Origin of the sequence: Caldimonas brevitalea (assembly GCF_001017435.1) — a bacterium.
Taxonomy (GTDB): Bacteria; Pseudomonadota; Gammaproteobacteria; order Burkholderiales; family Burkholderiaceae_C; genus Caldimonas; species Caldimonas brevitalea.
This window is the reverse complement of sequence record NZ_CP011371.1, coordinates 2,061,337-2,085,090: the sequence shown is the minus strand read 5'-3', so window position 1 is coordinate 2,085,090 and position 23,754 is coordinate 2,061,337. Positions and strand designations below refer to the sequence as shown.

Below are 23,754 nucleotides of genomic sequence, written 5' to 3'. Positions count from 1 at the left end.
GGCCCACCCGCATCCGGTGGGCCAGGTATCCGGCGAACCGGCTATTTTAGCCCGCAGCCGGCGCCTGTCGTTCAGCCTCGGGCCGTTTGACGCGGAACCAGGCTGCGTACATGGCCGGCAGGGCCAGCAAGGTCAGCGCGGTGGCGACGATCAGCCCGCCCATGATGGCGACCGCCATCGGCCCCCAGAACACGCTGCGCGTCAGCGGGATCATCGCCAGCACCGCCGCCGCCGCGGTCAGCACGATGGGGCGGAAGCGGCGCACGGCCGACTCGACCACGGCGTTCCAGGTGGGCACGCCACGCGAGCGGTCCTGCTCGATCTGGTCGATCAGGATCACCGAGTTGCGCATGATCATGCCCATCAGCGCGATCACGCCCAGCATCGCGACGAAGCCGAACGGCCGGCCGAGCAGCAGCAGCGCCAGGGCGACACCGGCGATGCCCATCGGCCCGGTCAGGAACACCAGCAGCGACCGCGAGAAGCTTTGCAGCTGCAGCATCAGCAGCGTGAAGGTCAGGAACAGCATCACCGGGATGTTGGCGAAGATCGAGCTCTGGCCCTTGCCGCTCTCCTCGGCGGTGCCGCCGATTTCGATGCGGTAGCCGGGGGGCATGCGCCCCTCCAGCTCCTTCAGCTGCGGCCACAAGGCGGTGCTGACGGTCGGGCCCTGCACGCCTTCGGCCACGTCGCCCTGCACTGTCACCGCGAAATCGCGGTTCTCGCGCCACAGCACGCCGGGCTCCCAGGTGTAGCTGATCTTGGCGATCTGCGTCAGCGGGATCGAGCGGCCGCTCGCGGTCGGCAGGTAGGCGTTGCCGAGGTCGGTGATGGCGTCACGCTCGTCCTTGGGCTGACGCAGCACGATGTCGATCAGACGGTCGCCCTCGCGGTACTGGCCGATGGTCGTGCCCGAGAACACCGTGCGGGAGGCCTGCGCGATGCTCTGGCTGGTGACGCCGAGCGCCCGCGCCTTGTCCTGGTCGACCTCCAGCCGCAGCACCTTGACCGACTCGTTCCAGTTGTCGTTGACCTGGCGCATGTCGGGGTGCTGGCGCAACAGCGCCTTGGCCTCGTCGGCCCAGCGGCGCAGCTCCGTCACATCGGGGCCGATCACGCGGAACTGCACCGGGTACGCCACCGGCGGCCCGTTGGGCAGCAGCTTGACCCGCGCACGCACCTCCGGAAACTCCTCGGCCAGCAGTGCAGGCAGACGCTGCCGCAGCACCTCGCGGTCTTCCAGCGACGCCGGCAGCACGATGGACTGGCTGACGTTGGTCTGCGGGAAGATCTGTTCGAGCGGCAGGTAGAAGCGCGGCACGCCGCTGCCCACCCAGGTGGTGACGCCCTGCACGCCCGGCTCTTTCATCACGCGCGCCTCGAATCGCTTGACGACCTCTTCGGACGCGGCGAAGCCGGAGCCTTCGGCCAGCCACAGGTCGACCAGAATTTCCGGCCGGCTGGAATCCGGGAAAAACTGCTGCTGCACCCGCGACATGCCGACCACACCCAGCGCCAGCGAGCCGAGCGTGAGGGCGATGGTGATCCACCGGTGCGCCACACACCAGTTCACCAGCGAGCGGAAGCGGTTGTAGAACGGCGTGTCGAACAGCTCGTGCGCCTCGCCCGGCTGACGGGCATGGGTCTTGAGCAGCAGCGAGCCGATGTAGGGCACGAAATACACCGACACCAGCCACGAGATCAGCAGTGCCGCGGTCGTCACCGCGAAGATCGCGAAGGTGTACTCGCCGGTCATCGATTTCGCCATCCCGATCGGCAAGAAACCGACCGCGGTGATCAAGGTGCCGGTGAGCATGGGCATCGCCGTGACGTCGTAGGCGAAGGTGGCGGCGCGCATCTTGTCGTAGCCCTCTTCGAGCTTACGCACCATCATCTCGACCGCGATGATCGCGTCGTCGACCAGCAGGCCCAGCGCGATGATCAGCGCGCCGAGCGAGATCTTGTGCAGGCCGACACCCCAATAGAACATCGTCACGAAGGTGATGGCCAGCACCAGCGGGATGGTGATCGCCACCACCAGGCCGGGCCACACGTCGATGCGCAGAGGCCTGGTGTGCAGGCCGAGGCTGATGAAGCTGACCGCCAGCACCACCACCACGGCCTCGATCAGCACCTGAACGAATTCGCCCACCGAGCGCGACACCGCCGCCGGCTGGTCCTGGATCTGGCTCAGCTCCATGCCCACCGGCAGGTTGCGCCGCACCTCGGCGGCTGTCGCCTGCAGGTTCTCGCCGAGCGCGACGATGTCGCCGCCCTTGGCCATCGAAATGCCCAGCGCGATCACTTCCTGCCCCTGGTGCCGCACCTTGACCTGCGGCGGGTCGACATAGGCCCGGCGGATCTCGGCGATGTCGCCCAGGCGTAAGGTGTTGGCAGCGCCGGTGGCCGGGTTGGCCGCGCGGATCGGGAAGGCGCGCAGGTCCTCGACCGAATTGAACTGGCCGGCGATGCGCACCTGCAGGTTGTCGCCCTCGGCCTGCAGCACGCCGCCGCCTTCGATCGCGTTCTGTGCGCCCAGCTGCGCGATGACCTGGTTGAAATCGATGCCCAGCTGCGCCAGGCGCCGCTGCGACACCTCGATGAACAGCTTCTCGTCCTGGATGCCGAAGAACTCGACCTTGGCGACGTCGGTCACCTTCAGCAGCCGCTGTCGCACCTCTTCAGCCTGCCGGCGCAGTTCTTCATAGCTGAAGCCGTCGGCCGACAAGGCGTAGATGGAGCCGTAGACGTCGCCGAACTCGTCGTTGAAGAACGGGCCGATGATGCCTTGCGGCAGCGTGCCGCGCATGTCGCCGATCTTCTTGCGCGCCTGGTACCAGACGTTGTTCACCTCCTTGGGAGGCGAGGTTTCCTTCAGCTGGAAGATGATCAGCGCTTCACCGGGTTTGGCGTAGCTGCGGATCTTGTCCGCATAGGGCACTTCCTGCAGCGTCTTCTCGATCTTGTCGGCGACCTGCTGGGCCATCTGCTCGGCGGTGGCGCCGGGCCAGTAGGCCCGCACCACCATGGCGCGGAAGGTGAACGGCGGGTCTTCGTCCTGCCCCAGCTGAAAGTAGGCCGCCACGCCGAGCACCAGCAGCACCACCATCAGGTAGCGCGTCAGTGCGGGGTGTTCGAGGGCCCAGCGGGAGATGTTGAAGCGGGAGGCGGGAGTGGTGTCGTGGTCGTGTGCTTGCACTGCTCGCCCCGGCTCAGTTGGCGGACTTCACCGTCGACGGCTGCTGCTGTGCAGCCACCGCCGCTTCGGCACGCGCCGCGGCAGCGGCACCGCCGGCGACGGTGGCGCCCCCGGCCTGGGCCGCCGTGCGCGGCTCGGCATAGAGCTTGACCTTCTGGCCGTCGGTCAGCACATGCACGCCGGCCGTCACCACCACCTGCCCGGGCTGCAAACCGGAAGCCACCAGCACCTGGTTGCCGTCCGCGCCGGCCACCTTCACCGGATGCAGCTTGACAGTCATGCTCGGGCGGTCGAGCAACCACACCGCGGTCTGCCCGCCGCTCTCGCGCAATGCGGACAGCGGCAGCTTGGTGGCGAGCGTGGTCTGCGGCAGCGCGACCTGCACGCTGGCGGTCTGGCCGAGCTTGACGTCGCTGCGGCCGATGTCGGCCTTGACGAGATAGGTGCGCGTGACCGGGTCGGCCGCCGCGCCGATCTCGCGAATCTTCGCCGGCAGCGGCGCACCTTCGGTGCTCCACAGCCGCACCTGCAGCACCGCGCCCTGACGCTCCAGCGTCTTGAACAATGCCACCTTGTCTTCTGGCACCGAGAACACCACGTCGCGCGGGCCGTCGTGGGCCAGGCGCAGCACCGGCGTGCCGGCGGCGACCACCATGCCGGGCTCCGCCTCCACGCCGGTGATCACGCCTTGCGCATCCGCGGTCAGCGCGGCATAACCCGCCTGGTTGCCCTGCGCGCTCGCCTGCGCCACGGCCTGCTGGTGCTGTGCGCGCGCCGACTTGAGCGCGGTGTCACGCCGCTCGAGTTCGGCCGAGCTGATGAAACCCTGGTCGCGCAGTTCCTTGAAGCGCTTGAAATCGGCTTCGGCCTGGTCGAGGTTGGCCTTGGCGCCCACGACCGCGGCGCCGGCGGCTTGCTGGCTCAGCCGCAGATCTTGCGGGTCGAGCTGCGCCAGCACCTGGCCGCGCTTGACGGTGTCGCCGAGGTCCACGGCGCGGCGCACCATCTTGCCGGGCACCCGGAAGCCCAACCGCGACTCGGTGCGCGCCCTGACTTCTGCCGCATATTCCAGCGAAACGCCTGCATTGGCCTGGGCCACGGTCATGGTCCGGACCGCTCGCACGGGCTCGGGCGCCGGCTCGGGCTTGGAGCACCCGGCCAACACGAGGCCGAGTGCGAGGGGAGCGAGGAGTGGCAGGTGGAATAGGCGCATGGAAGACCCTCGGATGGCGGACTGGAGGACCGGCCGACGACGGCGCACGTCGGCTCGCAGTTCCAGATCTAGGTTTAACTGACTGACCGGTCAGTAATGTATTGACGTTTGCCCGGTGTGTCAAACCTCGCCAGGGCCAACGGCGCCCCGGGCGTGACGCTTGCCCGCAGGAAGTCCCCGGGAACGTGGACAATGCCCGCCCGTGAGCGTCAATCACTACGAAAACTTCCCCGTCGCCTCCGCGTTGTGCCCGCCCCGGCTGCGCCCCGCCGTCAAAGCCATCTATTGGTATGCGCGCACCGCAGACGACCTGGCCGACGAAGGCCCGCAGAACGCCGCGCAACGCCTGGCCGACCTGGCCGCCTATCGGGGCGAGCTGCTGGCGACCTGCAACGGCCTCGCCCCCGGTGCCCGCTGGCGTGCGGTGTTCGAACCGCTGCAACATGCACAGCGCGAGTTCGGGCTGCCGGTCGAACTGCTGGAAGACCTGCTCAGCGCTTTCGAGCAGGACGTCGTCAAGCACCGCTACCTGAGCCGGGAAGAACTGCTGGACTATTGCCGCCGCTCGGCCAACCCGGTGGGGCGGCTGCTGCTGCATCTGTGCGACGTCCACGACGAGACCTCGCAGGCGCAGTCGGACGCTATCTGCACCGCGCTGCAACTGATCAACTTCTGGCAGGACCTGAGCATCGACACCGCTCGTGACCGCCTTTACATCCCCCTCGACGCCTGCCGCGAACACCAGGTGCCGGTCGGTGCGCTGATGGCGCAACAAGAGACGCCGGGCACCCGGGGCCTGGTGCGCGCCCTGGTGCAATGGGCCCGCGAGCTGATGCTCAGCGGCGCACCGTTGACACGGCGGTTGCCGGGGCGCATGGGCTGGGAGCTGCGACTGGTGGTGCAGGGAGGGCTGCGCATCCTTGAGAAAATCGAACGGCTGGACTACGACACGCTGCATCAGCGGCCCGTGCTGAGCGCGCGCGACGCCCCCACCCTGCTGTGGCGCGCGTGGCGCCACACGCCGGCGGCGTCCCCAGCGACCACCCCATCCCCCGTTTCTGCCCCCGTTTCTGACTCTGCCCCTGCCCCTGCCGCCTCGGACGATCACCCGACATGACCCCAGAACAATACGTACAAGACAAGGCGGCCGCGAGCGGGTCCAGCTTCTATTACGCCTTCATGTTCTTGCCGCCGCCCCGGCGCGCGGCGATCACCGCCTTCTATGCCTTCTGCCGCGAGGTGGACGATGTCGTCGACGAGGTGACCGACGCCCATGTGGCGCAGACCAAGCTGCTGTGGTGGCGCAAGGAGGTCGCACAGGCCTACGCCGGCCAGGCGGCCCATCCGGTGATGCTGGCCCTGATGCCGCATGCCGCGACCTACGGCGTCACGCAGGACCACCTGCAAGCGGTGATCGACGGCTGCCAGATGGATCTGGAGCAAACCCGCTATCTGGACTTTGCGGGCCTGCAGAAGTACTGCCATCTGGTGGCCGGCGTCGTCGGAGAAGTGGCCTCGGGCATCTTCGGCCGAACCGAGGCGGCGACGGTGCAGTACGCGCACAAGCTGGGCCAGGCCTTGCAGCTCACCAACATCATCCGCGACGTCGGCGACGATGCGCGGCGCGGCCGCATCTATCTGCCGGTCAGCGAGCTGCAGCAGTTCGACGTCAAGGCGCACGAGATCCTCAACCGCGGCTACAGCGACCGCTTCACGGCCTTGATGCGGTTTCAGGCCGAACGGGCGCACCGCTGCTACGACGAGGCGCTGGCGCTGCTGCCGGAGGCCGACCGCCGCTCGCAGAAGCCGGGCCTGATGATGGCGAACATCTACCGGACGCTGCTGCGCGAGATCGAGGCCGCCGACTTCCAGGTGCTGCACCAACGTATCGCCCTGACGCCGCTGCGCAAGCTGTGGATCGCGTGGCGCACCCATTGGCGGGGAGGTTGAGCATGGCGCGCACACTCGCGATCGTGGGCGGCGGCTGGGCCGGCTGTGCTGCCGCGGTGCAAGGCATCGACGAAGGGCACGACGTGACCCTGATCGAGATGGCCCGCCACCTCGGCGGCCGGGCCCGCCGGGTCGACGTCGAGGGCTATCCGCTCGACAACGGCCAGCACATCCTGATCGGCGCTTACACCGAAACCTTGCGGCTGATGCGGCAGGTCGGCGTCAAGACCACCTTGCAGTTGCTGCGCATGCCCCTCAGGGTGGGCTACCCCGACGGCTCCGGCCTGTTCCTGGAGCCCGGCGCCGCCGTGCCGGCCTTTGTTCGCGCCGTGCTCAAGCACGCGAGTTGGCGCTGGGGCGAAAAGCTCGCGCTGCTGCGCAGCTGTGCGGTCTGGCTGGTGGGGGGCTTTCGTGCCAGGCGGGGGCAAACGGTGGCGCAGCTGTGCGCACGGCTGCCCAAGCGGGTGCGCGACGAGCTGATCGACCCGCTGTGCGTCGCCGCGCTCAACACGCCGGCGGACCAGGCCTGTGCCACGGTGTTCCTGCGGGTGCTGCGCGACGCGCTGTTCAACGGGCGGGGGTCCTCGGACCTGCTGCTGCCCCGCAGCGATCTCAGCGCCTTGTTCCCGGAAAGCGCCGGGCAGTGGCTGCTCGATGCCGGCGCGACCGTCCGCCGCGGGGAGCGCGTGATGGAGCTGGCGCCCGACGGCGCCGGCTGGCGGCTCGACGGCGCGCGCTACGACGCGGTCATCCTCGCCTGCTCCCCGTCCGAGGCCGCGCGCTTGGCACAACCGGTGGCGCCGCAGTGGGCCGCCTGCGCCGACGCCCTGCCCTTCGAGCCCATCATCACGGTCTACGCCCGCGGCAGCGGCACCCGGCTGCCGCAACCCATCATGGCCTTGCATGCGAACGACGCGGCGCCGGCCCAGTTCGTCTTCGACCTCGGGCAGTTGCAGGGGCCGCAGGGCCTGCTCGCCTTCGTGATCAGCGGCGCGGCGCCGTGGGCGGCCCGCGGCCCGGAAGCCGCCGGGCAGGCGGTGCTGGCCCAGGCCGAACTCGCGCTGGGCCGCTACTTCCGCCCGCCGCTGCGGCTGGTGCGCACGATGATGGAAAAGCGCGCCACCTTCTTGTGTACGCCCGGCCTGAGCCGCCCGCCGGCGCAGATTGCGCCCCGCTTGTGGGCCGCTGGCGACTATGTCCAGGGCCCCTACCCCGCGACGCTGGAAGGCGCCGTTCGCTCCGGCGTGCAGGCGGCGCGGCGCGCCTTCAGCTGAACCGCCTCGCGCGGCCTGCCAGCGCCACCGGCCGCCACCCGCCGGGCGCCGTGCCGCTCAGGGAGTCGGACGCGCAAAAGGCGCCGCCAACGGCTCCCCGATGAACACACCCTGCTGCGGCCAGGCCACGCTCTTCCAATAGGCTTCCAGCGCGGTGCTGCCCTGCAGGTAGTGCAGCAGCAACAGCTGCGGATGCGGGAACTTCTGCAAGTGATTGCAAGGCTCGCTGACGGTGCCGTAGCTCGCCGTGGCGCCGGCCTGCAGCCACACCATGGCACTCATCTGGCCCCGGCTGTCGTCGAGCAAACCGCCGAACGACGTGAGGTGGTCGGCCAGCGCGCCCGGCACGAAGTCGATGCTGTCGAGATGCGGCACGTGGGCGGCCCCGGTCATGTAGAGCAGGACGCGCTCGGCTGAGCGCAGCGCCTCGCTGCGCTGCACATGCACCTGCACGCCGAAGCCGGGCAGGCGCCCGGCCAGCGGGAACAGCACCGACCGCACCGAGCGATGAGCATCGGACGTGGTGACGTAATGGGCATGGACGTCGGGCGCGCCGCGGCGGCCGAGGCTGGCATCCGCCGCCACGCCCCGCTCGATCAGCGCCTTGGCCGCGTCGACGCTGCCGGCGGCGATCAACATCGACGGCCGCAAGGTGTGGTCGTTCCAGGGTCTGCCGGAGGCGGAGTTGAAATACCTCGACCAACGGCCCGCCGCGCAGGTGTTGCGGCACAGGCCCGCGTCGTAGCCGAAGGCCAGCGCCCCGGTCAGCGAGTTGCAGCCCACCGCGTAGGGCTGGTTCCAGGCCAGCGCCAGCGCCTGGACCGGCCGGTCGGCGCCGGCGAAGCGCGCCTGGATGCGGGCCGACAGGGTCTCGAACTCTTCCGGGGTCAACACCGGCTTGGCGGGCAGGCTGACGCGCAGCACCTGGTCGGGCCCGAGGCCACGCGCCTTTGCATAGAACTCGCCCACCTGGACCGAATAGGGGTCGGCCGTGTTGATCACCAACCCCAGGTCGCGTGCCTGCAATCGGCCCCGGGCCTTAGGGGCGCGCACCGGTACCGGCACCGGGCGGGCGGGGGCTGCTGAGGCGGCGGCAGAGGCCGCGGGGGCCGATGCTTCTGGGGCCGCAGGGGCCGACGGCGCAGATGCGACGGCGGGCGCCTCGGACGCTGCCACGGCACGTTGGGCGATGCCGTCGTCCTCGTCTGCCGCGGCGGCGGCGGGGGCCGCGGCGCACGCCAGCGGCAGCAGCCAGGCAAGCAACACCGACCGCCACCGCCGCGGCCAGACGCGGGCATCAACGGCGGCGTTCAGCGTACAACTCCTTGAAAGTCTTGCCGGCGGGCGCCGGCAGGTCACGCGTGTCGAACCAGCCGCCCGCCAAAGGCAGGCGCCGGATGCGGCCACTTTGCCCGGCCCACTTCAGCACGCGGGCCGCCATGGCCGCGCCCCATCGGTACAGGCGCGGCCGGCGCGCCGCATAGCCCCACAGCCGCAGCGCAAGGCGCTCGTGCCACGGCCGCAGGCCGCGCTCGAACTGCCGCTCGCGCAGCTTGCGCAGCAGATCGGGCAAGGGAATCTTCATCGGGCACACCACCTGGCACTGGCCGCACAAGGTGGCGGCGTGCGGCAGGTCGAGGGTCTGCTCGAGGCCAACGTAGCTGGGGGTCAGCACCGACCCCATCGGCCCGGGGTAGACCCAGCCGTAGCTGTGGCCGCCCACCTTCTGGTAGACCGGGCAATGGTTCATGCAGGCACCGCAGCGGATGCAGCGCAGCATCTCTTCGAACTCGCCGCCCAGCAAACCCGTGCGCCCGCCGTCGACCAGCACGACGTACATGTGGTCCGGCCCATCGCGCTCGCCGGGGCCGCGCGGGCCGGTCAACAGCGAAAAGTAGTTGCTGATCACCTGGCCGGTCGCAGAGCGCGGCAGCAAGCGCATCACGGTGGCGAGGTCTTCGAGCGTGGGCAGCACTTTCTCGACGCCGGTGATGGCCACGTGCACCTTGGGCACCGCGGTGCACAGCCCTTCGTTGCCTTCGTTGGTGACGAGCGCGACCGAGCCGGTTTCGGCGACCAGGAAGTTGCCGCCGGTGATGCCCATCTCGCTGGCCAAAAAGCGCGAGCGCAGCACTTCGCGGGCTTCACGTGTCATCTCGGGGATCTCGGGCACATGCCCTGGCACCCGCTCGCGCGCGTGGGTCTTCTCGAACAGGCGCTGGATCTCTTCCTTGTCCTTGTGCACCACCGGGGCAATGATGTGGCTGGGCGGCTCGTTGTCGTTGATCTGCAGGATGTACTCGCCCAGGTCGGTCTCGGTGACCTGCACGCCGGCCGCGGCCAGCGCCTTGTTGAGCGCCATTTCCTCGGTGACCATGCTCTTGCTCTTGGTCGCCCGCGTGACGTTGTGCCGCTGGGCGATCTGCACCACCCATTGCGCCGCCTCGGCCGGCGTCTCGGCCCACAGCACGGTGGTGCCACGACGGGTGGCCTCCCGCTCGAACTGCTCCAGCCAGACGTCGAGCTTGGCGAGCGCGGCGCTGCGGCGGCGCACCGCCTCGTCGCGTATCGCGTCGAAGGCCTCCAGGTCGCGCACCGCATCGGCCCGGGCCGCGACGAACTTGGTCGACAGCTTCTTCAGGTTGTTCTGCAGCCGCGCGTCGGCCAGGCGCTGCCCGGCCCGCGCATGGAAATGCATGCTCTGGACTTGCATCGAGATCAGACCTCTCCGGTGAGGATTTCGGCGATGTGGATCACGCGCGTGCTGACATTGCCACGCCTGCGCATGCGGCCTTCCAGGTGCAGCATGCACCCGAGGTCGCCCAGCACCACCGCCTGCGCGCCCGTGGCGGCGATCTGGTCGCACTTCTCGTCGGCGATGGCGGTCGAGATGGCACCGTATTTGACCGCGAAGGTGCCGCCGAAGCCGCAGCACTGCTCGCACTGCGCCATCTCGGTGACGGTGGCGCCGGTGCGCGCCAGCAGTTCGCGCGGCTGCTGCTTCACGCCCAGCTCGCGCAGGCCGGCGCAGGCGTCGTGGTAGGTCACGGTGCCGTCGAAACGCCCCGGCACGTCTTGCCAGCCGAGCACGCGCACCAGGAAGTCGGTCAGCTCATAGACCTTGGGGCGCAGCCGCTCGTAACGCCAGCTCAGGTCGGGGTCGTCTTTGAACAGGTCGGCGTAATGGGTACGGACCATGCCGCCGCAGGAGCCGGACGGCGTGACCACATAGTCGTAGTGTTCGAACTCTTCGAGCAGCTTGCGGGCCAGTGCGGCCGCAGTGGCATGGTCGCCCGAGTTGTAGGCGGGCTGGCCGCAGCAGGTCTGCGCCATCGGCACCTCGACCTCGCAGCCGGCGGCTTCCAACAGCCTCACGGCGGCCAGGCCGATGCTCGGGCGCATCAGATCGACAAGGCAGGTGATCAGAAAGCCGACTCTCATGCGGCGATTATGCTCACCCAAGGCGGGATCGCCACGTGGATTTTCGCCATGCAAAATGTCGCCAAAGTGAGCGAAAATCGTGCACATGAAAAAGACCGAGGGAAGTTCTCCGACGATCCAGGTCCTGGAGCGCATGTTCTCGCTGCTCGACGTGCTGGCGGCGCATCGCGACCCGGTGTCGTTGAAGGAGATCAGCGAACAGACCGGTTTGCACCCTTCCACCGCACACCGGATCCTGAACGACCTGGCCGCCGGCCGGTATGTCGACCGCCCGGAAGCGGGCAGCTATCGGCTGGGCATGCGGTTGCTCGAGCTGGGCAATCTCGTCAAGGCGCGTTTGGACGTGCGCGACGCCGCGCTCGCCCCGATGCGTGAACTGCACAAGCTGACCCATCAGCCGGTGAATTTGTCGGTGCGGCAGGGGGACGAGATCGTCTACATCGAGCGCACCTACAGCGAGCGCTCGGGGATGCAGGTGGTGCGCGCGGTCGGCGGGCGGGCGCCGTTGCATCTGACTTCGGTGGGCAAGCTGTTTTTGGCGCACGACGATGCGCAGCGGGTGCGGGCTTATGCGGCGCGTACCGGTTTGGCGGGACACACGCGCAACAGCATCACCGACTTGCCGACGCTGGAGCGGGAACTGGCGCGCGTGAAACAGCAAGGTACGGCGCGCGACAACGAGGAATTGGAACTGGGCGTGCGGTGTATGGCCGCGGGCATTCGGGACGACCAGGGGAAGCTGGTCGCGGGGTTGTCGATCTCGGCGCCCGCGGATCGGCTGGAAGAGAGTTGGATGGAGCGGCTGACGGCGACGGCGGCGCAGATTTCGGCGGCGCTGGGGCATCGGGGGTGAGTGGGGAGGCGGCGCGGCCTTGCCTGGCATATTCAGCCGGGACTTACCCACCTCTGCCACACCGAGCAGCTGAACGAGCTGAGGCCGCAGGCGCCCTCCTGGTCAACCTTTGTTGAAGTTGCTGAGGGAAGCGATCAACGTTGCGCCGCAACTGGTCTTGTGCCCGTCGAAGGCGACCGGCACGCCGTCGACTGTGAAGTCGGGGTCACCTTCGACGATGGTGCAGTTCTTGTGACCCTTTTTCGGGCAGATGCACTTGTCGCCCAAGCGAGCGACGGGGATACCCTGCACGGTGTGATGGGTGGCGCCGACGGCGACGACGATGCCGCCGTGGCTGGTGCGGTCGCCTAAGCGAATTACGTTAGACATGTGTTTCCTCTCACCTTGACATTTGGTACCGCGTCGGAGCGCTCACCGCGGAGTAACTGGTGGACCACGCCGGCCGATTTCCAGCCGGTTTGCGCATCGGTCCACCGCCCCTACGCTTGCTCGCCGCACAGCCACGTCATGAATTGCTTTTGCAGATTTTTCTTAAGAGGCCCTAATTCCTAGCCGCTGTCTGCGCAATTTTCTCTGCCAGATCTTCACGGATCTTACGCCAAGTGCCGCAATAGCTACCGTAATCAACAACGGTGCTTCTGGGTGAGGCATCAGATCTTCCTTTGAAAATCAAGCGAAGATCTTGTTGCTGCAGCACAGCGTAAAGCTCCTCCCCGTCGAATATCTCTGTTGCCATCGGCAACCCAATATAAGTCGTTGGGTCCGGGGCGTCGCCCCTCGTATAGATCGCGGGCCATTCCCCTGTCTCCCAGCACGCCTGGTGAAGCGTGGAGAACAATTCGGCATCTGATTTTCCGCCGAGTATGGATTCGCTGAATTGGAGATGCTGAAGCTGAAGATCCAGACGTTTCAGTAGACGATCTGCTTCTGAGAGCACCAGCTTGGCCTCGGAAGTGACGTCGCTCGCTCCGAAAGAATTAGCATAGACCGACAGGACCAGCTCATCTACAAAACAGTAGCTGCGGTCGACGGACTGGCTCGTGACCAGCTTGTAGCTTAGCTCTTGCATCTCTTTACCGACTTCCCGTCTTTGTGAATCTGATCGAGTCTCTTTTTGACTGCGGGTGGAACGGGGAAACCCCCATTCTGGGTCGAATCGCCGTTCCAGTGCATGGTTCCATCGTTACTGTTTCCGAAACGATGGTAGACACCTAGTTCATCTACTGCATACCAGTGGTGGCCATCGGCGTCTGGAATGGAGCGCTTCGCCAATTCTTCGTGATGGCATGGGAGCACGGACGTCTTTCGCCCACCGCTGCTGCCTCTAAATCCGCCGGATGAAGGATCATGGTGCCCGGGGTTAGTGTACTTCGGCTTCTTGCCGTGATATCGGCCAGCCTTGGAGCTTCTTGCCAACCCAAGAGGATCCGTCCATGCGGTCGTATTCGGCGCGAATTCATGCAGATTAGTGCCACCGATCAATCCAATCGGATCCTTGCTGGCAAATCTTCCGGTGACAGGATCGTAGTACCGATACCTGTTGTAGTGCAGCCCTGTCTCTTCGTCGAAATATTGCCCTTGGAACCGAATCGGATTACTGAGGCCGGCCTTCCTCGCCGCCTCGCCGATGACGGCCTTCGCCAACCCCCAAGCCTTGTATTGCGCGGCCCAAGCGATCTTTCCCTCGTGATCCGTCAACTCTTGCGGCGTGCCGAGGTGATCGCACTGGTAGAACACGATCTCCGCCTTGTCGAACGGCACCGCCTCGGCCTCAAGCTCGCCGTTCCACAGAGGGTCTAGTTCAGTGTGGTACTCACCCCCGTTGGCGGTCATCAATGCCTTCACATCCGTGGTGGGGCAAAGCTGAACGGCTCCACTCCTGCGCGCCTGCAGCAAGGGCACGAACCCACCCGGCTCGTGTATGTAGTGCACCGTCTGGGTTTGCCCTGAATGCTGGCCCTGTGGCTGCCGGCTTTCAAAAGCCAGGGTGTCCCCGTCCCAGCCGAACACAGTGGTCTCGACCAGCGGCGCACCGCCGTGCGGGTTGTTCCGTTCGCTGCGCTTCAAGATGCGACGCCCGAGGGGGTCGTAGGCGAAGCTCGTGTTGCCCTCGGGTGTGTTGGCCTTGGTCATGCGATTGAACGCATCCCACGCGAACCCCGAGCGCTGCCCGAAGTGCACACGCTCGACCAGGTTGCCGCGCTCGTCGTAGCGGTAACTCGTACCCGCGTACTCCTTCAGAAGGTTGTCCAGCAGCTTGGGAACCGCGCGCGGCCCGGATGGACGCTGTGCGGCGTCCGGGTCGTGGGCCGGCGCAATATTGCCTGCCGGGTCGAAGGCGAAGACCTCCTTGCCCAGCACGCTCGTGGCCTGCAGCAGGCGTCCCACCGGGTCGTAGCGGTACTCGAGCCGCCCGCGGCGGCTGTCCTCGATGTGATCGAGCTGGCCCGCCTTGTCGTACCGGTAGCGCCGCAGGATTGCGGCCGCCCCGCTACCGGTACCGTTGTGGAGGTTCTTGTACGCCACGTCCATCTCGACAGGCATGCGATGGCCGCTGGGCTTGACCTGCTGCTCCAGCAGCCTGCCGACCGGGTCGTAACGCTGGCTCTGCTCGAGCCCGTTGCCCTGCGATCGGTACACCTCGCGGTGCAGCGCATCGCGTTCGAAGCCCAGGACGTCCTGTCCGTCCAGCACCAGCCCGTGCACGTGGCCCGAACCGTAGGTCAGCCATTCCAGCTTGTGGCCGTCCGGGCGGGTGGTCCCCACCCGCTGGTTCATCTCGTCATAGCGGTGGTGCCACACCGCGGTGCACTTTTCGGGGAAGTGCTCGCCGTGGTAGTGGTGGTGCTCCCGCACGAGGTTGCCCGCTGGGTCGTAGAACCATTGCAGCTTGGCGTGCTCGTTCTTGGCTTCGCAGAGTTGCCCGCCCGGGTAGTAGGTGAAGCTCTCGACCTGCTCGTCTCTGCCGGGGGCTTTGGCTTTGCGCTGGAGCAGTCGGCCCATCGGGTCGAACTCAAGCTGGGTGGTGACGCTGCCGTCGACCACGGCTTGCAGGATACCGGTGGCGTCGTCGTAGCGGTATTCGGTGGTCTTGCCGTCGAAGCCGGTTTCCGCCAGCAACTGGCCGACTGGGTCGTAGCGGAAGCTGTAGGGCTGGTCGTTCTCGTTGCGCAGTTCGGCGAGCCGGCCCAGCCTGTCCCACCGGTAACCCAGCCGCTGGCCCAGCGCGTCAATACGCTGCCGAACGAGGCCGGCGGCCGTGTAACTGTAGGCTGTGGTGCGCTTCAGCGCATCGGTATGGATCAGCAGCCGCCCTTCAGCGTCGTGACATAGGTGATCTTCGCTGTCGTCGGCATAGATCAGCGCTTCCAACTGCCCCGGGTGGTTGCCGCGGTCCTCGGCTTGCTGCGCTCGGTGCAGGGTTTCAGCCGTGACCGGGGTGTAGCGGTATCTCGTTTCTTGGCCGGTCGCGTCGATGCTCTTCACGAGCCGCCCTTGTGCGTCGTATTCCCACTGTGTCGTGCGCCCCGAGCAGTCGGTGTAGCGCGCCAGTTGCCCGCTGGCGGTGTAGGCCAACTTCTTCGTGCCGCCCTTGGCGTCGGTCACCTTGGTCGGCCGCCCGGCTTTGTCGTAGGCGTACTGGGTCTTGTTGCCCCGCGGATCGGTCTCTTCGGTCAGGCGGCCCTGCGGGTCGTAGTCGCGCCTCCAAACGCCGCCGTCGGGGTCCATCACGCCGGTCAGCCGATGGGCAGTGTCGTACTCGAAATGCACCCGACTACCGTCGGCTCGCACGTGCTGGATCAGGTTGCCGTGTTCGTCGTAGCGGTAGTGGTCCGCACTGCCGTCCGGGTGGACATGGCGCGTCAGGTTCTTCGCGTTGTCCCGGAAGAACCATTCCTCACGCTGATCCGGGTGGATGGTGCGGTAGGGATAACCGTCGATGTCGTAGTAGACCCAGGTCTCCTGGCCCAGTGCGTCGGTGACGTAGGTCAAGCGGATGTTCCGGTCCCACTCCAGCCGCGTCTCGAAGCTACGGTCGTCGGCCCACTCGTGTACCGCCTTGGCGTTGACGCCGGTGCCGTCGTAGCGCAGGTTCATGCCGCGGCCGGTGCGGTCGGTGTAGCGGGTGACGAGGTGGTACTGGTACTCGTAGCGCCACGCGGCGGCGTTTTCGTCCTGCGCCTGGATGAGGTCGCCGTGGGGGTCATAGTCGTAGGCGGCGAGCTGGCGCACCAGCTGGCCGTCTTTGATCTCCCACAGCGTGAGGATGCGACCGCTCTCGGCGTCGGGCTGCACGCCGACGTGCGCCAAGGTTGCCTCACCCTGCTTGCTCACGATGTCGCTGAGCACTTGTTCGCCGGCCACGTGATGGTCGTAGCGCAGGCCGATGGACGCGCCATGGGTGCCGTGCAACGCCGCCAGGCGGAAGTGCTGGCGGCCATGTGTCTTCACCTTGGCGGCGCAGGTGTCGACCAGTTCGTAGCTCTCGCGCCAGTCGCTCGGCTGCCCCTCGGGTTTCGGCTTGCCGAAGTCCAGCACCAGCAGGCCTTCGGTCAGCCGCGTGAGCGTGATCTCTTCCACTGGGTCGCGGTGGCTCTGCCCCACTTCGAGCCAGGGATAGCGGTGGCTGCGGCCGTCGGCCCCGTGGTAGACCAGGCCGCGATGACGGCCTTCACCCTGCACGTCGACGCGGGTGCTGTAGGGCGTCAACCAGCGGGCGCCGAGGGGGCCCTGGTCGTAAGCGCCGAGGTCGCTGCGGTAGGTGCGGCTCCACTCGATCGGCAGCGCCGCGTTCAGCACGAAGTCGGTGTGGGTAAAACTCTCGGCACCGGTGGCGAAGCTGATCGAGCCGCCGGTCTTGCTTTTGGATGCGCAGGCCTTGCAGTCGTTGGGAGCCTGCCGGGGCGGCACTTGGCTGTTGGTGCCGTCCACCGTGCCGCCGGGCTTGTCGGCGTGATGTTGGGCGCCTTTCTCGGCGTTCAAGGAGACGCTGCCACCGCGCTTCTTGCGGTTCGCCAGCGCCTGCATCAGCCGGACGAGCATCCACATCATGCTCATCTCGACGCCGGTGTCGCACAGCCGCGCGGTGGCGCTGCGGAAGCCCTGCTTAAGGTCGGTGAGCTGCGCGATGGCGGTGTTGAGCCTTTGCTTGTCCGCCTCGTCCAGGAAGTACAGCGCAGCACTGGCGCCGGTGTTGACCGCTTTGATGGCGGTGTTGGACACGGTCCGATCGAATTCCTCAGCCGCTTCCTTGGCCGCCGCGAGCATCCGTTCGAAGGTGCTGTCTGTCCTCGGGTCGCGCAAGCGCTTGGGCGGCTTGGGCGGTGGGCGCAGATCGACCAGCGGCTGGTTGTCGCGGCAGCGCCTCAGGACGTCGATGAGGTTGTTGCACAGCTCGTCGATGAACGCGGCGCACTTGTCGAGGATCTCCTTCAGCAGCCCCATCGCCTTCTGCACGAAGGTCTCGAAATCGCCCGCGATTTCGTCGTTCAGGTGGTCGATCAGCACGGCGACCAGCGTGGCGCCGATGTCCTGCTTGAGGCCGTTGGCCACCCCTTGCACGAGGGCCTTCTTGCGCAGCTCCTGCTTGACCAGATGAAACACCGGCCGCAGGCTCATGCGCGCGGCGGTGGTGCCGGGGGCGGGCACGGCGCCGACGAGGTTGATGCCCAGGCCGGCCCAGTCCAGCACTTCGACGGGCTGCTTCTGGTCGTACTTGCCGACGATCTCCACCACGTTGACGATGGCGTCGCCGACGGCCATCAGGTTGCCCACCACCGGGACACTGCCAGCCACCGTCAGCAGCCGCTCCAACGTCACGTAGTGGTTGGTGACTTTACGCAGCCAGGCGTCGAAGGTCTTCGCGGCACCGCCGGTGTCTTCGAGGGCGAGAGTGTTCAGGGGCGCGATGGCGGTTTGCCGCTCGCGCGCTTGAGGTGCGCCGGAGCCCGAGGGCTGAGGCATCGCTTCGCTCATTTGTTATTCCTTCTCTGAGTCACCAAAGGCCTTGTCGACGTAGTCTTCGCCGCGCGACGGATCCGCCCCGCCGATGTATCCATTCAAAACAGAACAGGCACCCGCGCTGACTGTTACCGCTCCGGCAGTGGCAGACCTTTCATGGCGTCCTTCAAACAAGCGACACAGACAACGGTGATACGGCTCAGCAGCTCGTGGAGCCGCTCGTCGCTTCGCACCTCGAAGACCCCCTCGCTGTGGTCATCCGGAATCTGATCGATTTCCTCTCTCAGGCCATAGAAGGGACATTCGTAGTCATCGCAAACGAAAGAGAAATCGCGAATGTTTTCGGTGAAGTCGAGGCCCTGGCTCAGCCGCTCGGACAACAGCTTCGATACCTTCGCCCCACCCTTGTATCCGTGCTTACGGCAACACACTATGGTCATTGCTTTGGTCTCCCAAGACCTGGTTCGAACCCCTGCTGCTTGAAATACGCGCCCTGCTTCCTGGGGTCTTCAGAGGCAACTACTCCGCCTGCACGACGCGCGTCAGGCGGATAACACTCTTGCTCGTGCTCGTCTGTTCAGATGGAAAACAAGAAAAGGCGTCATGTCGCCCCTGCGGATTCGTTTCCTCTGGCGAGGTAGTCCTTCAAACATCCCATACACACCACAGTTGTGGTTTCGAGGAAAGCGTCCAGCTTTTCATCCGTCAAGATATCAAAAAATTTACCCTGGGTCAGCTTCGCTTCGAGCAGCTTCTCGAATTGCTCCACCTCCCACTCGCCGATGTAAGACGGGATCTCCAGATCGTCGATTCGCAATGTGACCGGGATAATTCTTCTAGGTGGCTCGCCACCCATGATCGCGGCCCTGACAGAACGGGATACCTGTTCACCGATCTTGCCGCCGTGCTTCTCGCAAATGATGTAGCTCATGTCTTAAGACACATTACGTGCTGCGTTGACGTGAATACTGTCCGGTCAGTCTTCTGATGTTTTGACTTTGAACCCCTTCTTCCTCATGTACCGCATCTGTCCTCCCGCGCCTTCGGGAACCGGCTCTCCTCCTGCCCGCAGGACATTGGCGACGTGGGTCAGACAACTGTTGGTATGGACGTCGTAGGTTCCTGTGTCCTTCCCGATTTGAGAGCGCTGGTACTTGTGAGCCGAGTCTGCGTCTGGCAACGGGATCTCGGCGCTGTGAACGATACTGTCTTCGTCCATCACTCTGCGCCTACGTTCGTCGACGATCGTGGTGTCCAGTGCTTTGTTCAGTTGCACCTGGTGCGTGTGCATGCGGGACGCCGTGGAAGGTTCGATCACTTCGACCGTGTAATGTCCGGTTCTCCCGTCCCCATGGTATTGGCGAACAATGGCCTTTCCGGGAGCAAGTCCAAGCGGATCGATCCACTGGACGGGATTGGCCGCAAACCGGTGAAGGTTCACCCCGCCCTGCAGCTTGATCGGATCCTTCGAGACAAACCGGCCTGACGATGGGTCGTAGTACCGATACCGGTTGTAGTGCAGCCCGGTCTCTTCATCAAAATACTGCCCCTGGAACCGCAGCGGATTGGCGATCCCGGCCTTGCGCGCCGCCGCACTGATCACCTCCTTCGCCTCACCCCAGGCCTTGTACTGAGCGGCCCAGGCCACCTGCCCTTGGTGGTCCGTCAGCTCCTGCGGCGTGCCGAGGTGATCACACTGGTAGAAGGCGATCTCTTCCTCGGCAAACGGCACCACCTGCTCGTCCAGCTCGCCGTTCCATAGCGGGTCCAGGTCGACGTCATAGGCACCGCCGTTGCGCGCCATCAAGGCCTTCACGTCGGTCGTCGGCGGCAGCTGCAGCGCGACACCTCGCCTCACCTGTAGCAGCGGCGCGAAATGGCCCGGCTCGTAGACGTAGTGAACTGTGAGTACACCGTCCGGGTTTCCTGCAGAGGGGCCGCGTGTCTCAAAAGCGAGCGTGTCGCCGTCCCAGCCATACAACGTGGCCGTCTCCAGTGCTTGCGCACTACCGTCGTTCGCAACGCCCGCATCACTCCGCTTGCCCAGCCGCCGCCCCAAGGGGTCGTAGCAGAAGTGCGTCACGCCCCGTGGCGTGATCGCCCGGACCAATCGCCCAAAACCATCCCACTCGAACCGCGAGCGCTGGCCGCCCTGCACACGCTCGACCAGGTGGCCGCGCTCGTCGTATCGGTAAGTGGTCCCCGCGTAGTCTTTCAGCAGGTTGTCCAACACCCTCGAGACGGAAGCGTGGGCCTCACGGGCCGTGTCATCTGTGGGCACCGCGATGTTCCCGGCGGGGTCAAACGCAAACGTCTCCGCCCCCAGCGCGCTGTTCGCTTGCAGCAGCCGACCCACCGGGTCATAGCGGTAGTCGATGTGGCCACGACGGCTGTCAGTGATGGTGCTGAGCTGCCCCGCCTCGTTATAGCGGTAGCGGCGCCGTATCGCCGCCAACGTGCCGATCTCGGCCCCATCGCGGTAGGTGAAGTCCCCCTCGCCGTTCTGGGCTCCCCCCAGATGCTGGGGCCGCGCCACCTGCTGCTCCAGTAGCCGGCCGACTGGGTCGAAGCGCTGTCGCTGCTCCAGGCCGTTGGCCTGCAACCGGTGCACTTCGCGGTGCAAGGCGTCACGCTCAAAACCCACGACGTCCTGGCCGTCGAGCATCAGCCCGTGCACATGGCCGGCCCCATAGGTCAGCCACTCGAGCGTGTGCCCCCCGGGCCGCGTCGTGCCGATGCGCTGGTTGAGCTCGTCGTAACGGTGGCGCCAGACCGCCGTGCGTTTTTCAGCGTGGAACTCGCCCTGGTAGTGGTGGTGCTCGCGCACCAGGTTGCCGGCTTCGTCGTAGAACCACTGCAGCTTGGCATCCCGGTTCTCGGCTTGCGCCAGTCGACCACTCGGGTGGTACGAGAAGGTCTCGACCTGTTCGTCTTGCCCCTGCAACGTGGCCTTGCGCTGCACCAGCCGTCCCATGCGATCGAACGCGAGGTGCTTGCGCAGGCCGGGCTCGATCACCTCGGCCAGCACGCCCGTCGCGTCGTCGTAGCGATATTCGGTGCGCTGCTCGTCGAAGCCCACTTCTTCCAGCAGACGGCCCACCGCGTCATAGCGGAAGCGGTAGGCTTGGTCGTTCTCGTTGCGCAGTTCCAGCAGGCGCCCGCGCGCATCCCAGCGATAGCCGAGCTGCTGCCCCAGCGCGTCGATGCGCTCGGCCACCAGGCCTGCGGCTGTGTAGCGATATCGGGTGCTGCGCTGCAACGCATCCCGGTAGACCAGCAGCCGACCCTCGGCATCGAACTGGAACTGCTCGGCACTGCCGTCGGCGTGGGTCATCGCCTCGAGCCGGCCGGGGTGGTTGTCTTCGCCGGCCGTCGCTCGGGCCAGCGCCTCGGCGCTGATGGGGGTGTAGCGGTACTGCGTGACGTTGCCGGCCGCATCGGTCTTCTTCAGGACACGTCCGCGCTCGTCGTACTCCCATTGTGTGGAACGACTGGAGCAATCGGTGTAGCGGGTCAACTGCCCGTCGGCCGTGTAGGCGAGCTTCTTGACGCCGCCCTTGGCGTCGGTGACCTTGACCAGCCGGCCCGCGGCGTCGTACGCGTATTGGGTCTTGTGGCCACGCGGATCGGTTTCCTCGGTCAAACGGCCCTTCGGGTCGTAGTCGCGCTTCCAGATGCCGCCTTCGGGATCGCGGATGCCGGTCAAACGGCCGGCGGCGTCGTATTCGAAGTGGATCTCGCTGCCGTCGGCCCGCACCTGGCACACCAGGTGGCCGAAGGTGTCGTAGCGGTAGTCGTCGGTGCTGCCGTCGGGATGGATGTGGCGGGTGACGTTTTTTGCGGCGTCGCGGAAGAACCACTCCTCGCGGTGGTCCGGGTGGACAACACGGTAGGGGTAGCCGTCGATGTCGTAGTAGTGCCAGGTCTCGTGGCCCAAGGCATCGGTGACATAGGTCAGCCGGATGTTCGGGTCCCACTCGAGCCGGGTGTCGAAGCTGCCGTCGTCGGCCCACTCGCGGATCGCCTTGGCATGCGGGCCCGTGCCGTCGTAGGCGAGGTTCATGCCACGCCCGGTGCGGTCGGTGTAGCGGGTGACCAGGTGGTCCTGGTACTGGTAGCGCCAGGCCGCCGCGTTCTCGTCCTGCGCTTGCACCAGGTCGCCGTCGGCGTCGTAGTCATAGGCCGCGAGTTGGCGCACCAGCTGGCCGTCTTTGATCTCCCACAGCGCGACGAAACGCCCGCTCTCGGCATCGGGCTGCACGCCGACGTGCGCCAGGATGTCTTCGCCCTGCTTGCTCACGATGTCGCTGAGCACCTGTTCGCCGGCCACGTGATGGTCGTAGCGCAGGCCGATCGAGACACCGTTGCGACCGTGCAGCGCCGCCAAGCGGAAGTGCTGGCGGCCGTGCGTCTTCACCTTGCCGGCGCAGGTGTCCACCAGCTCATAACTCTCGCGCCAGTCGCTCGGCTGGCCCTCGGGTTTCGGCTTGCCGAAGTCCAGCACCAGCAGGCCTTCGGTCAGCCGGGTGAGCGTGATCTCTTCGACCGCGTCGTGGTGGCGGTGCCCCACTTCCAGCCAGGGATAGCGGTGGCTGCGGCCGTCGACGCCGTGGTAGACGAGGCCACGCTGGCGGCCCTCGCCCTGCACGTCCACGCGGGTGCTGTAGGGCGTCACCCAACGCGCGCCCAGGTTGCCCTGGTCGTAGGCGCCGAGGTCGCTGCGGTAGGTGCGGCTCCACTCGATCGGCAGGGGCGCGCGCAGCACGAAGTCGGTATGGGTGAAGCTCTCGGCGCCGGTCGCGAAGCTGATCGAATGGGCGGTCGCGGATTCGGCCGGGCAGGCTCGGTTCGGCTTCGGCGCCTTGCGCGCTGGGGCCTGCTTGCCCACGGTCTCGAGGGCGTAGCCCGGCTTGTCCTGCTTGACCTCAGCGCCCTTGTGGGCCGGCACCATCGCCGCCCGCGGTGTCTTGTGCCGGCGCACGGCGTCCAGCAGGCGTTTCAACAGCCACTGGATGCCTTGTTCGGTGTTCTCGTTGGCCAGGCCCGTCAGCGTCGCCCGGAACTCGCCCTTCATGCGGGTCAACGCCGCGATGACGCCGGTCACCCCGGCCTTGGCGGCCTCGGGCAGGCGGTGGGTCGCCTTGCGGGCCACGTAGTTGGCCGCCCGCTTCTGCGTCCGCGCCATCGCGCCGAGCATGCGGCCCCAGGTGCTCTCGACCTTGGGGTTGTGCACCTGGCTCTCGGCCGTCACCGGTGGCGCGACATCGAACAATGGCTTGTTGCCGATGCAGCGGTTGAGCACGTCGACCAGGCTGTCGGCGATCTCATCGGTCTTTTGCGCGCATTTCTCCAAGATGCCGGGGAGCTGGCCCATCGCCTTGTCGACGAAGGTCTCGATCTCGCCGGCGATGCGGGCGTTGAGGTGGGTCACCAACACCGCCACCAGGGCCTCGCCCAAGTTTTGCGTGCCCCGGGCGAGCTGTTGACGCACCAGGTGCAGCGCCGGCCGCAGGCTCATGCGCGCTGCGCTCATGCCCAGCGGCACCGGGATCACGCCGATCAGGTTGATGCCCAGACTGACCCAATCGAGGAAGTGCGCGGCCTCCTTCTTGGCGTACTTCTCCACCACCCGCACGACGTCCATCACGGCGTCGATCAAGGCCATGATGTTGCCGATCACCGGCAGGCCGCCGGCCACCGTGCTGAGCCGCTCCAGGGTCACGTAGTCGTGGCTGATCTTGCGCAGCCACTTGTCGAAGGCGGCGGCGCCTGCGCCGACGTCCTCCTGGGCAATGGCGCTGAGCGGGACGACCGCGATTTGCGGCTCGCGTTCGGCCGCGGGGGTTTGCTTCGGTTCTGACAT

The 23,754-nt window shown here is 66.6% G+C and carries 15 protein-coding genes; 4 read left to right on the top strand and 11 right to left on the bottom strand.

What is annotated here, in order from left to right:
• Positions 1-46: 46 nt before the first annotated feature.
• Together AAW51_RS09150 and AAW51_RS09145 are read right to left on the bottom strand one after the other, a co-directional pair.
• Positions 47-3,199: an efflux RND transporter permease subunit gene (locus AAW51_RS09150; RefSeq protein WP_047194368.1), complete on the bottom strand. Its 3,153-nt coding sequence runs from the start codon at positions 3,197-3,199 to the stop codon at positions 47-49.
• Between the two features lie 13 nt (positions 3,200-3,212).
• Complete coding sequence (locus AAW51_RS09145) at positions 3,213-4,412, bottom strand: efflux RND transporter periplasmic adaptor subunit (RefSeq protein ID WP_047194367.1); 1,200 nt, start codon at positions 4,410-4,412, stop codon at positions 3,213-3,215.
• Positions 4,413-4,614: 202 nt separating this feature from the next.
• On the opposite strand from AAW51_RS09145, the gene hpnC reads away from it, so the two are divergent.
• From hpnC to hpnE, 3 genes are read left to right on the top strand one after another with little or no spacing between them, the layout of a single operon-like run.
• Complete coding sequence (gene hpnC, locus AAW51_RS09140; RefSeq protein WP_083438182.1) at positions 4,615-5,529, top strand: squalene synthase HpnC; 915 nt, start codon at positions 4,615-4,617, stop codon at positions 5,527-5,529.
• On the top strand, positions 5,526-6,362 hold the full coding sequence (gene hpnD, locus AAW51_RS09135) for a presqualene diphosphate synthase HpnD (RefSeq protein WP_047194366.1): 837 nt from the start codon (positions 5,526-5,528) through the stop codon (positions 6,360-6,362). The genes hpnC and hpnD overlap by 4 nt, the downstream gene beginning before the upstream one ends.
• A gap of 2 nt (positions 6,363-6,364) precedes the next feature.
• The gene (gene hpnE / locus AAW51_RS09130) at positions 6,365-7,636 is read left to right on the top strand and encodes a hydroxysqualene dehydroxylase HpnE (protein ID WP_047194365.1); all 1,272 of its coding nucleotides are present in this window, start codon (positions 6,365-6,367) and stop codon (positions 7,634-7,636) included.
• Between the two features lie 57 nt (positions 7,637-7,693).
• On the opposite strand, the gene AAW51_RS09125 is transcribed toward hpnE, so the two are convergent.
• Genes AAW51_RS09125 through AAW51_RS09115 form a run of 3 tightly spaced genes read right to left on the bottom strand, consistent with a single transcriptional unit; the run spans position 7,694 to position 11,077 of the window.
• Entirely contained in the window at positions 7,694-8,902 is a 1,209-nt protein-coding gene (locus AAW51_RS09125) for a TIGR03790 family protein (RefSeq protein ID WP_238947805.1), read from the bottom strand.
• A gap of 31 nt (positions 8,903-8,933) precedes the next feature.
• Positions 8,934-10,349: a LutB/LldF family L-lactate oxidation iron-sulfur protein gene (locus AAW51_RS09120; RefSeq protein ID WP_047194364.1), complete on the bottom strand. Its 1,416-nt coding sequence runs from the start codon at positions 10,347-10,349 to the stop codon at positions 8,934-8,936.
• Between the two features lie 5 nt (positions 10,350-10,354).
• The gene (locus tag AAW51_RS09115; protein ID WP_047194363.1) at positions 10,355-11,077 is read right to left on the bottom strand and encodes a (Fe-S)-binding protein; all 723 of its coding nucleotides are present in this window, start codon (positions 11,075-11,077) and stop codon (positions 10,355-10,357) included.
• 85 nt (positions 11,078-11,162) lie between these two features.
• Between AAW51_RS09115 and AAW51_RS09110 the strand changes: the two genes are divergently transcribed.
• On the top strand, positions 11,163-11,930 hold the full coding sequence (locus tag AAW51_RS09110; protein WP_047194362.1) for an IclR family transcriptional regulator: 768 nt from the start codon (positions 11,163-11,165) through the stop codon (positions 11,928-11,930).
• 102 nt (positions 11,931-12,032) lie between these two features.
• On the opposite strand, the gene AAW51_RS09105 is transcribed toward AAW51_RS09110, so the two are convergent.
• The 6 genes from AAW51_RS09105 to AAW51_RS09080 form a co-directional block, all read right to left on the bottom strand.
• The gene (locus tag AAW51_RS09105; protein ID WP_047194361.1) at positions 12,033-12,299 is read right to left on the bottom strand and encodes a PAAR domain-containing protein; all 267 of its coding nucleotides are present in this window, start codon (positions 12,297-12,299) and stop codon (positions 12,033-12,035) included.
• A gap of 172 nt (positions 12,300-12,471) precedes the next feature.
• Entirely contained in the window at positions 12,472-12,999 is a 528-nt protein-coding gene (locus tag AAW51_RS09100; RefSeq protein WP_047194360.1) for a hypothetical protein, read from the bottom strand.
• Positions 12,987-17,906: an RHS repeat-associated core domain-containing protein gene (locus tag AAW51_RS09095; RefSeq protein ID WP_047194359.1), complete on the bottom strand. Its 4,920-nt coding sequence runs from the start codon at positions 17,904-17,906 to the stop codon at positions 12,987-12,989. Before AAW51_RS09095 ends, AAW51_RS09100 begins: the two co-directional genes overlap by 13 nt.
• A gap of 113 nt (positions 17,907-18,019) precedes the next feature.
• Positions 18,020-18,271: a hypothetical protein gene (locus AAW51_RS09090; protein ID WP_169788000.1), complete on the bottom strand. Its 252-nt coding sequence runs from the start codon at positions 18,269-18,271 to the stop codon at positions 18,020-18,022.
• A 221-nt stretch (positions 18,272-18,492) separates the two neighbouring features.
• Positions 18,493-18,822, bottom strand: coding sequence for a hypothetical protein (locus AAW51_RS09085; RefSeq protein WP_047194357.1), 330 nt, complete (start codon positions 18,820-18,822; stop codon positions 18,493-18,495).
• Between the two features lie 45 nt (positions 18,823-18,867).
• Positions 18,868-23,754 (bottom strand): RHS repeat-associated core domain-containing protein, encoded by a 4,887-nt coding sequence (locus tag AAW51_RS09080; RefSeq protein ID WP_047194356.1) that lies wholly within the window; start codon positions 23,752-23,754, stop codon positions 18,868-18,870.

What these genes read in the sequence shown, in the direction of transcription:
- AAW51_RS09145 (WP_047194367.1), bottom strand. Translation starts at nt 4,412, where the DNA reads ATGCGCCTATTCCACCTGCCACTCCTCGCTCCCCTCGCACTCGGCCTC.
- AAW51_RS09085 (WP_047194357.1), bottom strand. Translation starts at nt 18,822, where the DNA reads ATGAGCTACATCATTTGCGAGAAGCACGGCGGCAAGATCGGTGAACAG.
- AAW51_RS09115 (WP_047194363.1), bottom strand. Translation starts at nt 11,077, where the DNA reads ATGAGAGTCGGCTTTCTGATCACCTGCCTTGTCGATCTGATGCGCCCG.
- AAW51_RS09095 (WP_047194359.1), bottom strand. Translation starts at nt 17,906, where the DNA reads ATGAGCGAAGCGATGCCTCAGCCCTCGGGCTCCGGCGCACCTCAAGCG.
- AAW51_RS09105 (WP_047194361.1), bottom strand. Translation starts at nt 12,299, where the DNA reads ATGTCTAACGTAATTCGCTTAGGCGACCGCACCAGCCACGGCGGCATC.
- AAW51_RS09110 (WP_047194362.1), top strand. Translation starts at nt 11,163, where the DNA reads ATGAAAAAGACCGAGGGAAGTTCTCCGACGATCCAGGTCCTGGAGCGC.
- hpnE (WP_047194365.1), top strand. Translation starts at nt 6,365, where the DNA reads ATGGCGCGCACACTCGCGATCGTGGGCGGCGGCTGGGCCGGCTGTGCT.
- AAW51_RS09080 (WP_047194356.1), bottom strand. Translation starts at nt 23,754, where the DNA reads ATGTCAGAACCGAAGCAAACCCCCGCGGCCGAACGCGAGCCGCAAATC.
- AAW51_RS09100 (WP_047194360.1), bottom strand. Translation starts at nt 12,999, where the DNA reads ATGCAAGAGCTAAGCTACAAGCTGGTCACGAGCCAGTCCGTCGACCGC.
- hpnD (WP_047194366.1), top strand. Translation starts at nt 5,526, where the DNA reads ATGACCCCAGAACAATACGTACAAGACAAGGCGGCCGCGAGCGGGTCC.
- AAW51_RS09120 (WP_047194364.1), bottom strand. Translation starts at nt 10,349, where the DNA reads ATGCAAGTCCAGAGCATGCATTTCCATGCGCGGGCCGGGCAGCGCCTG.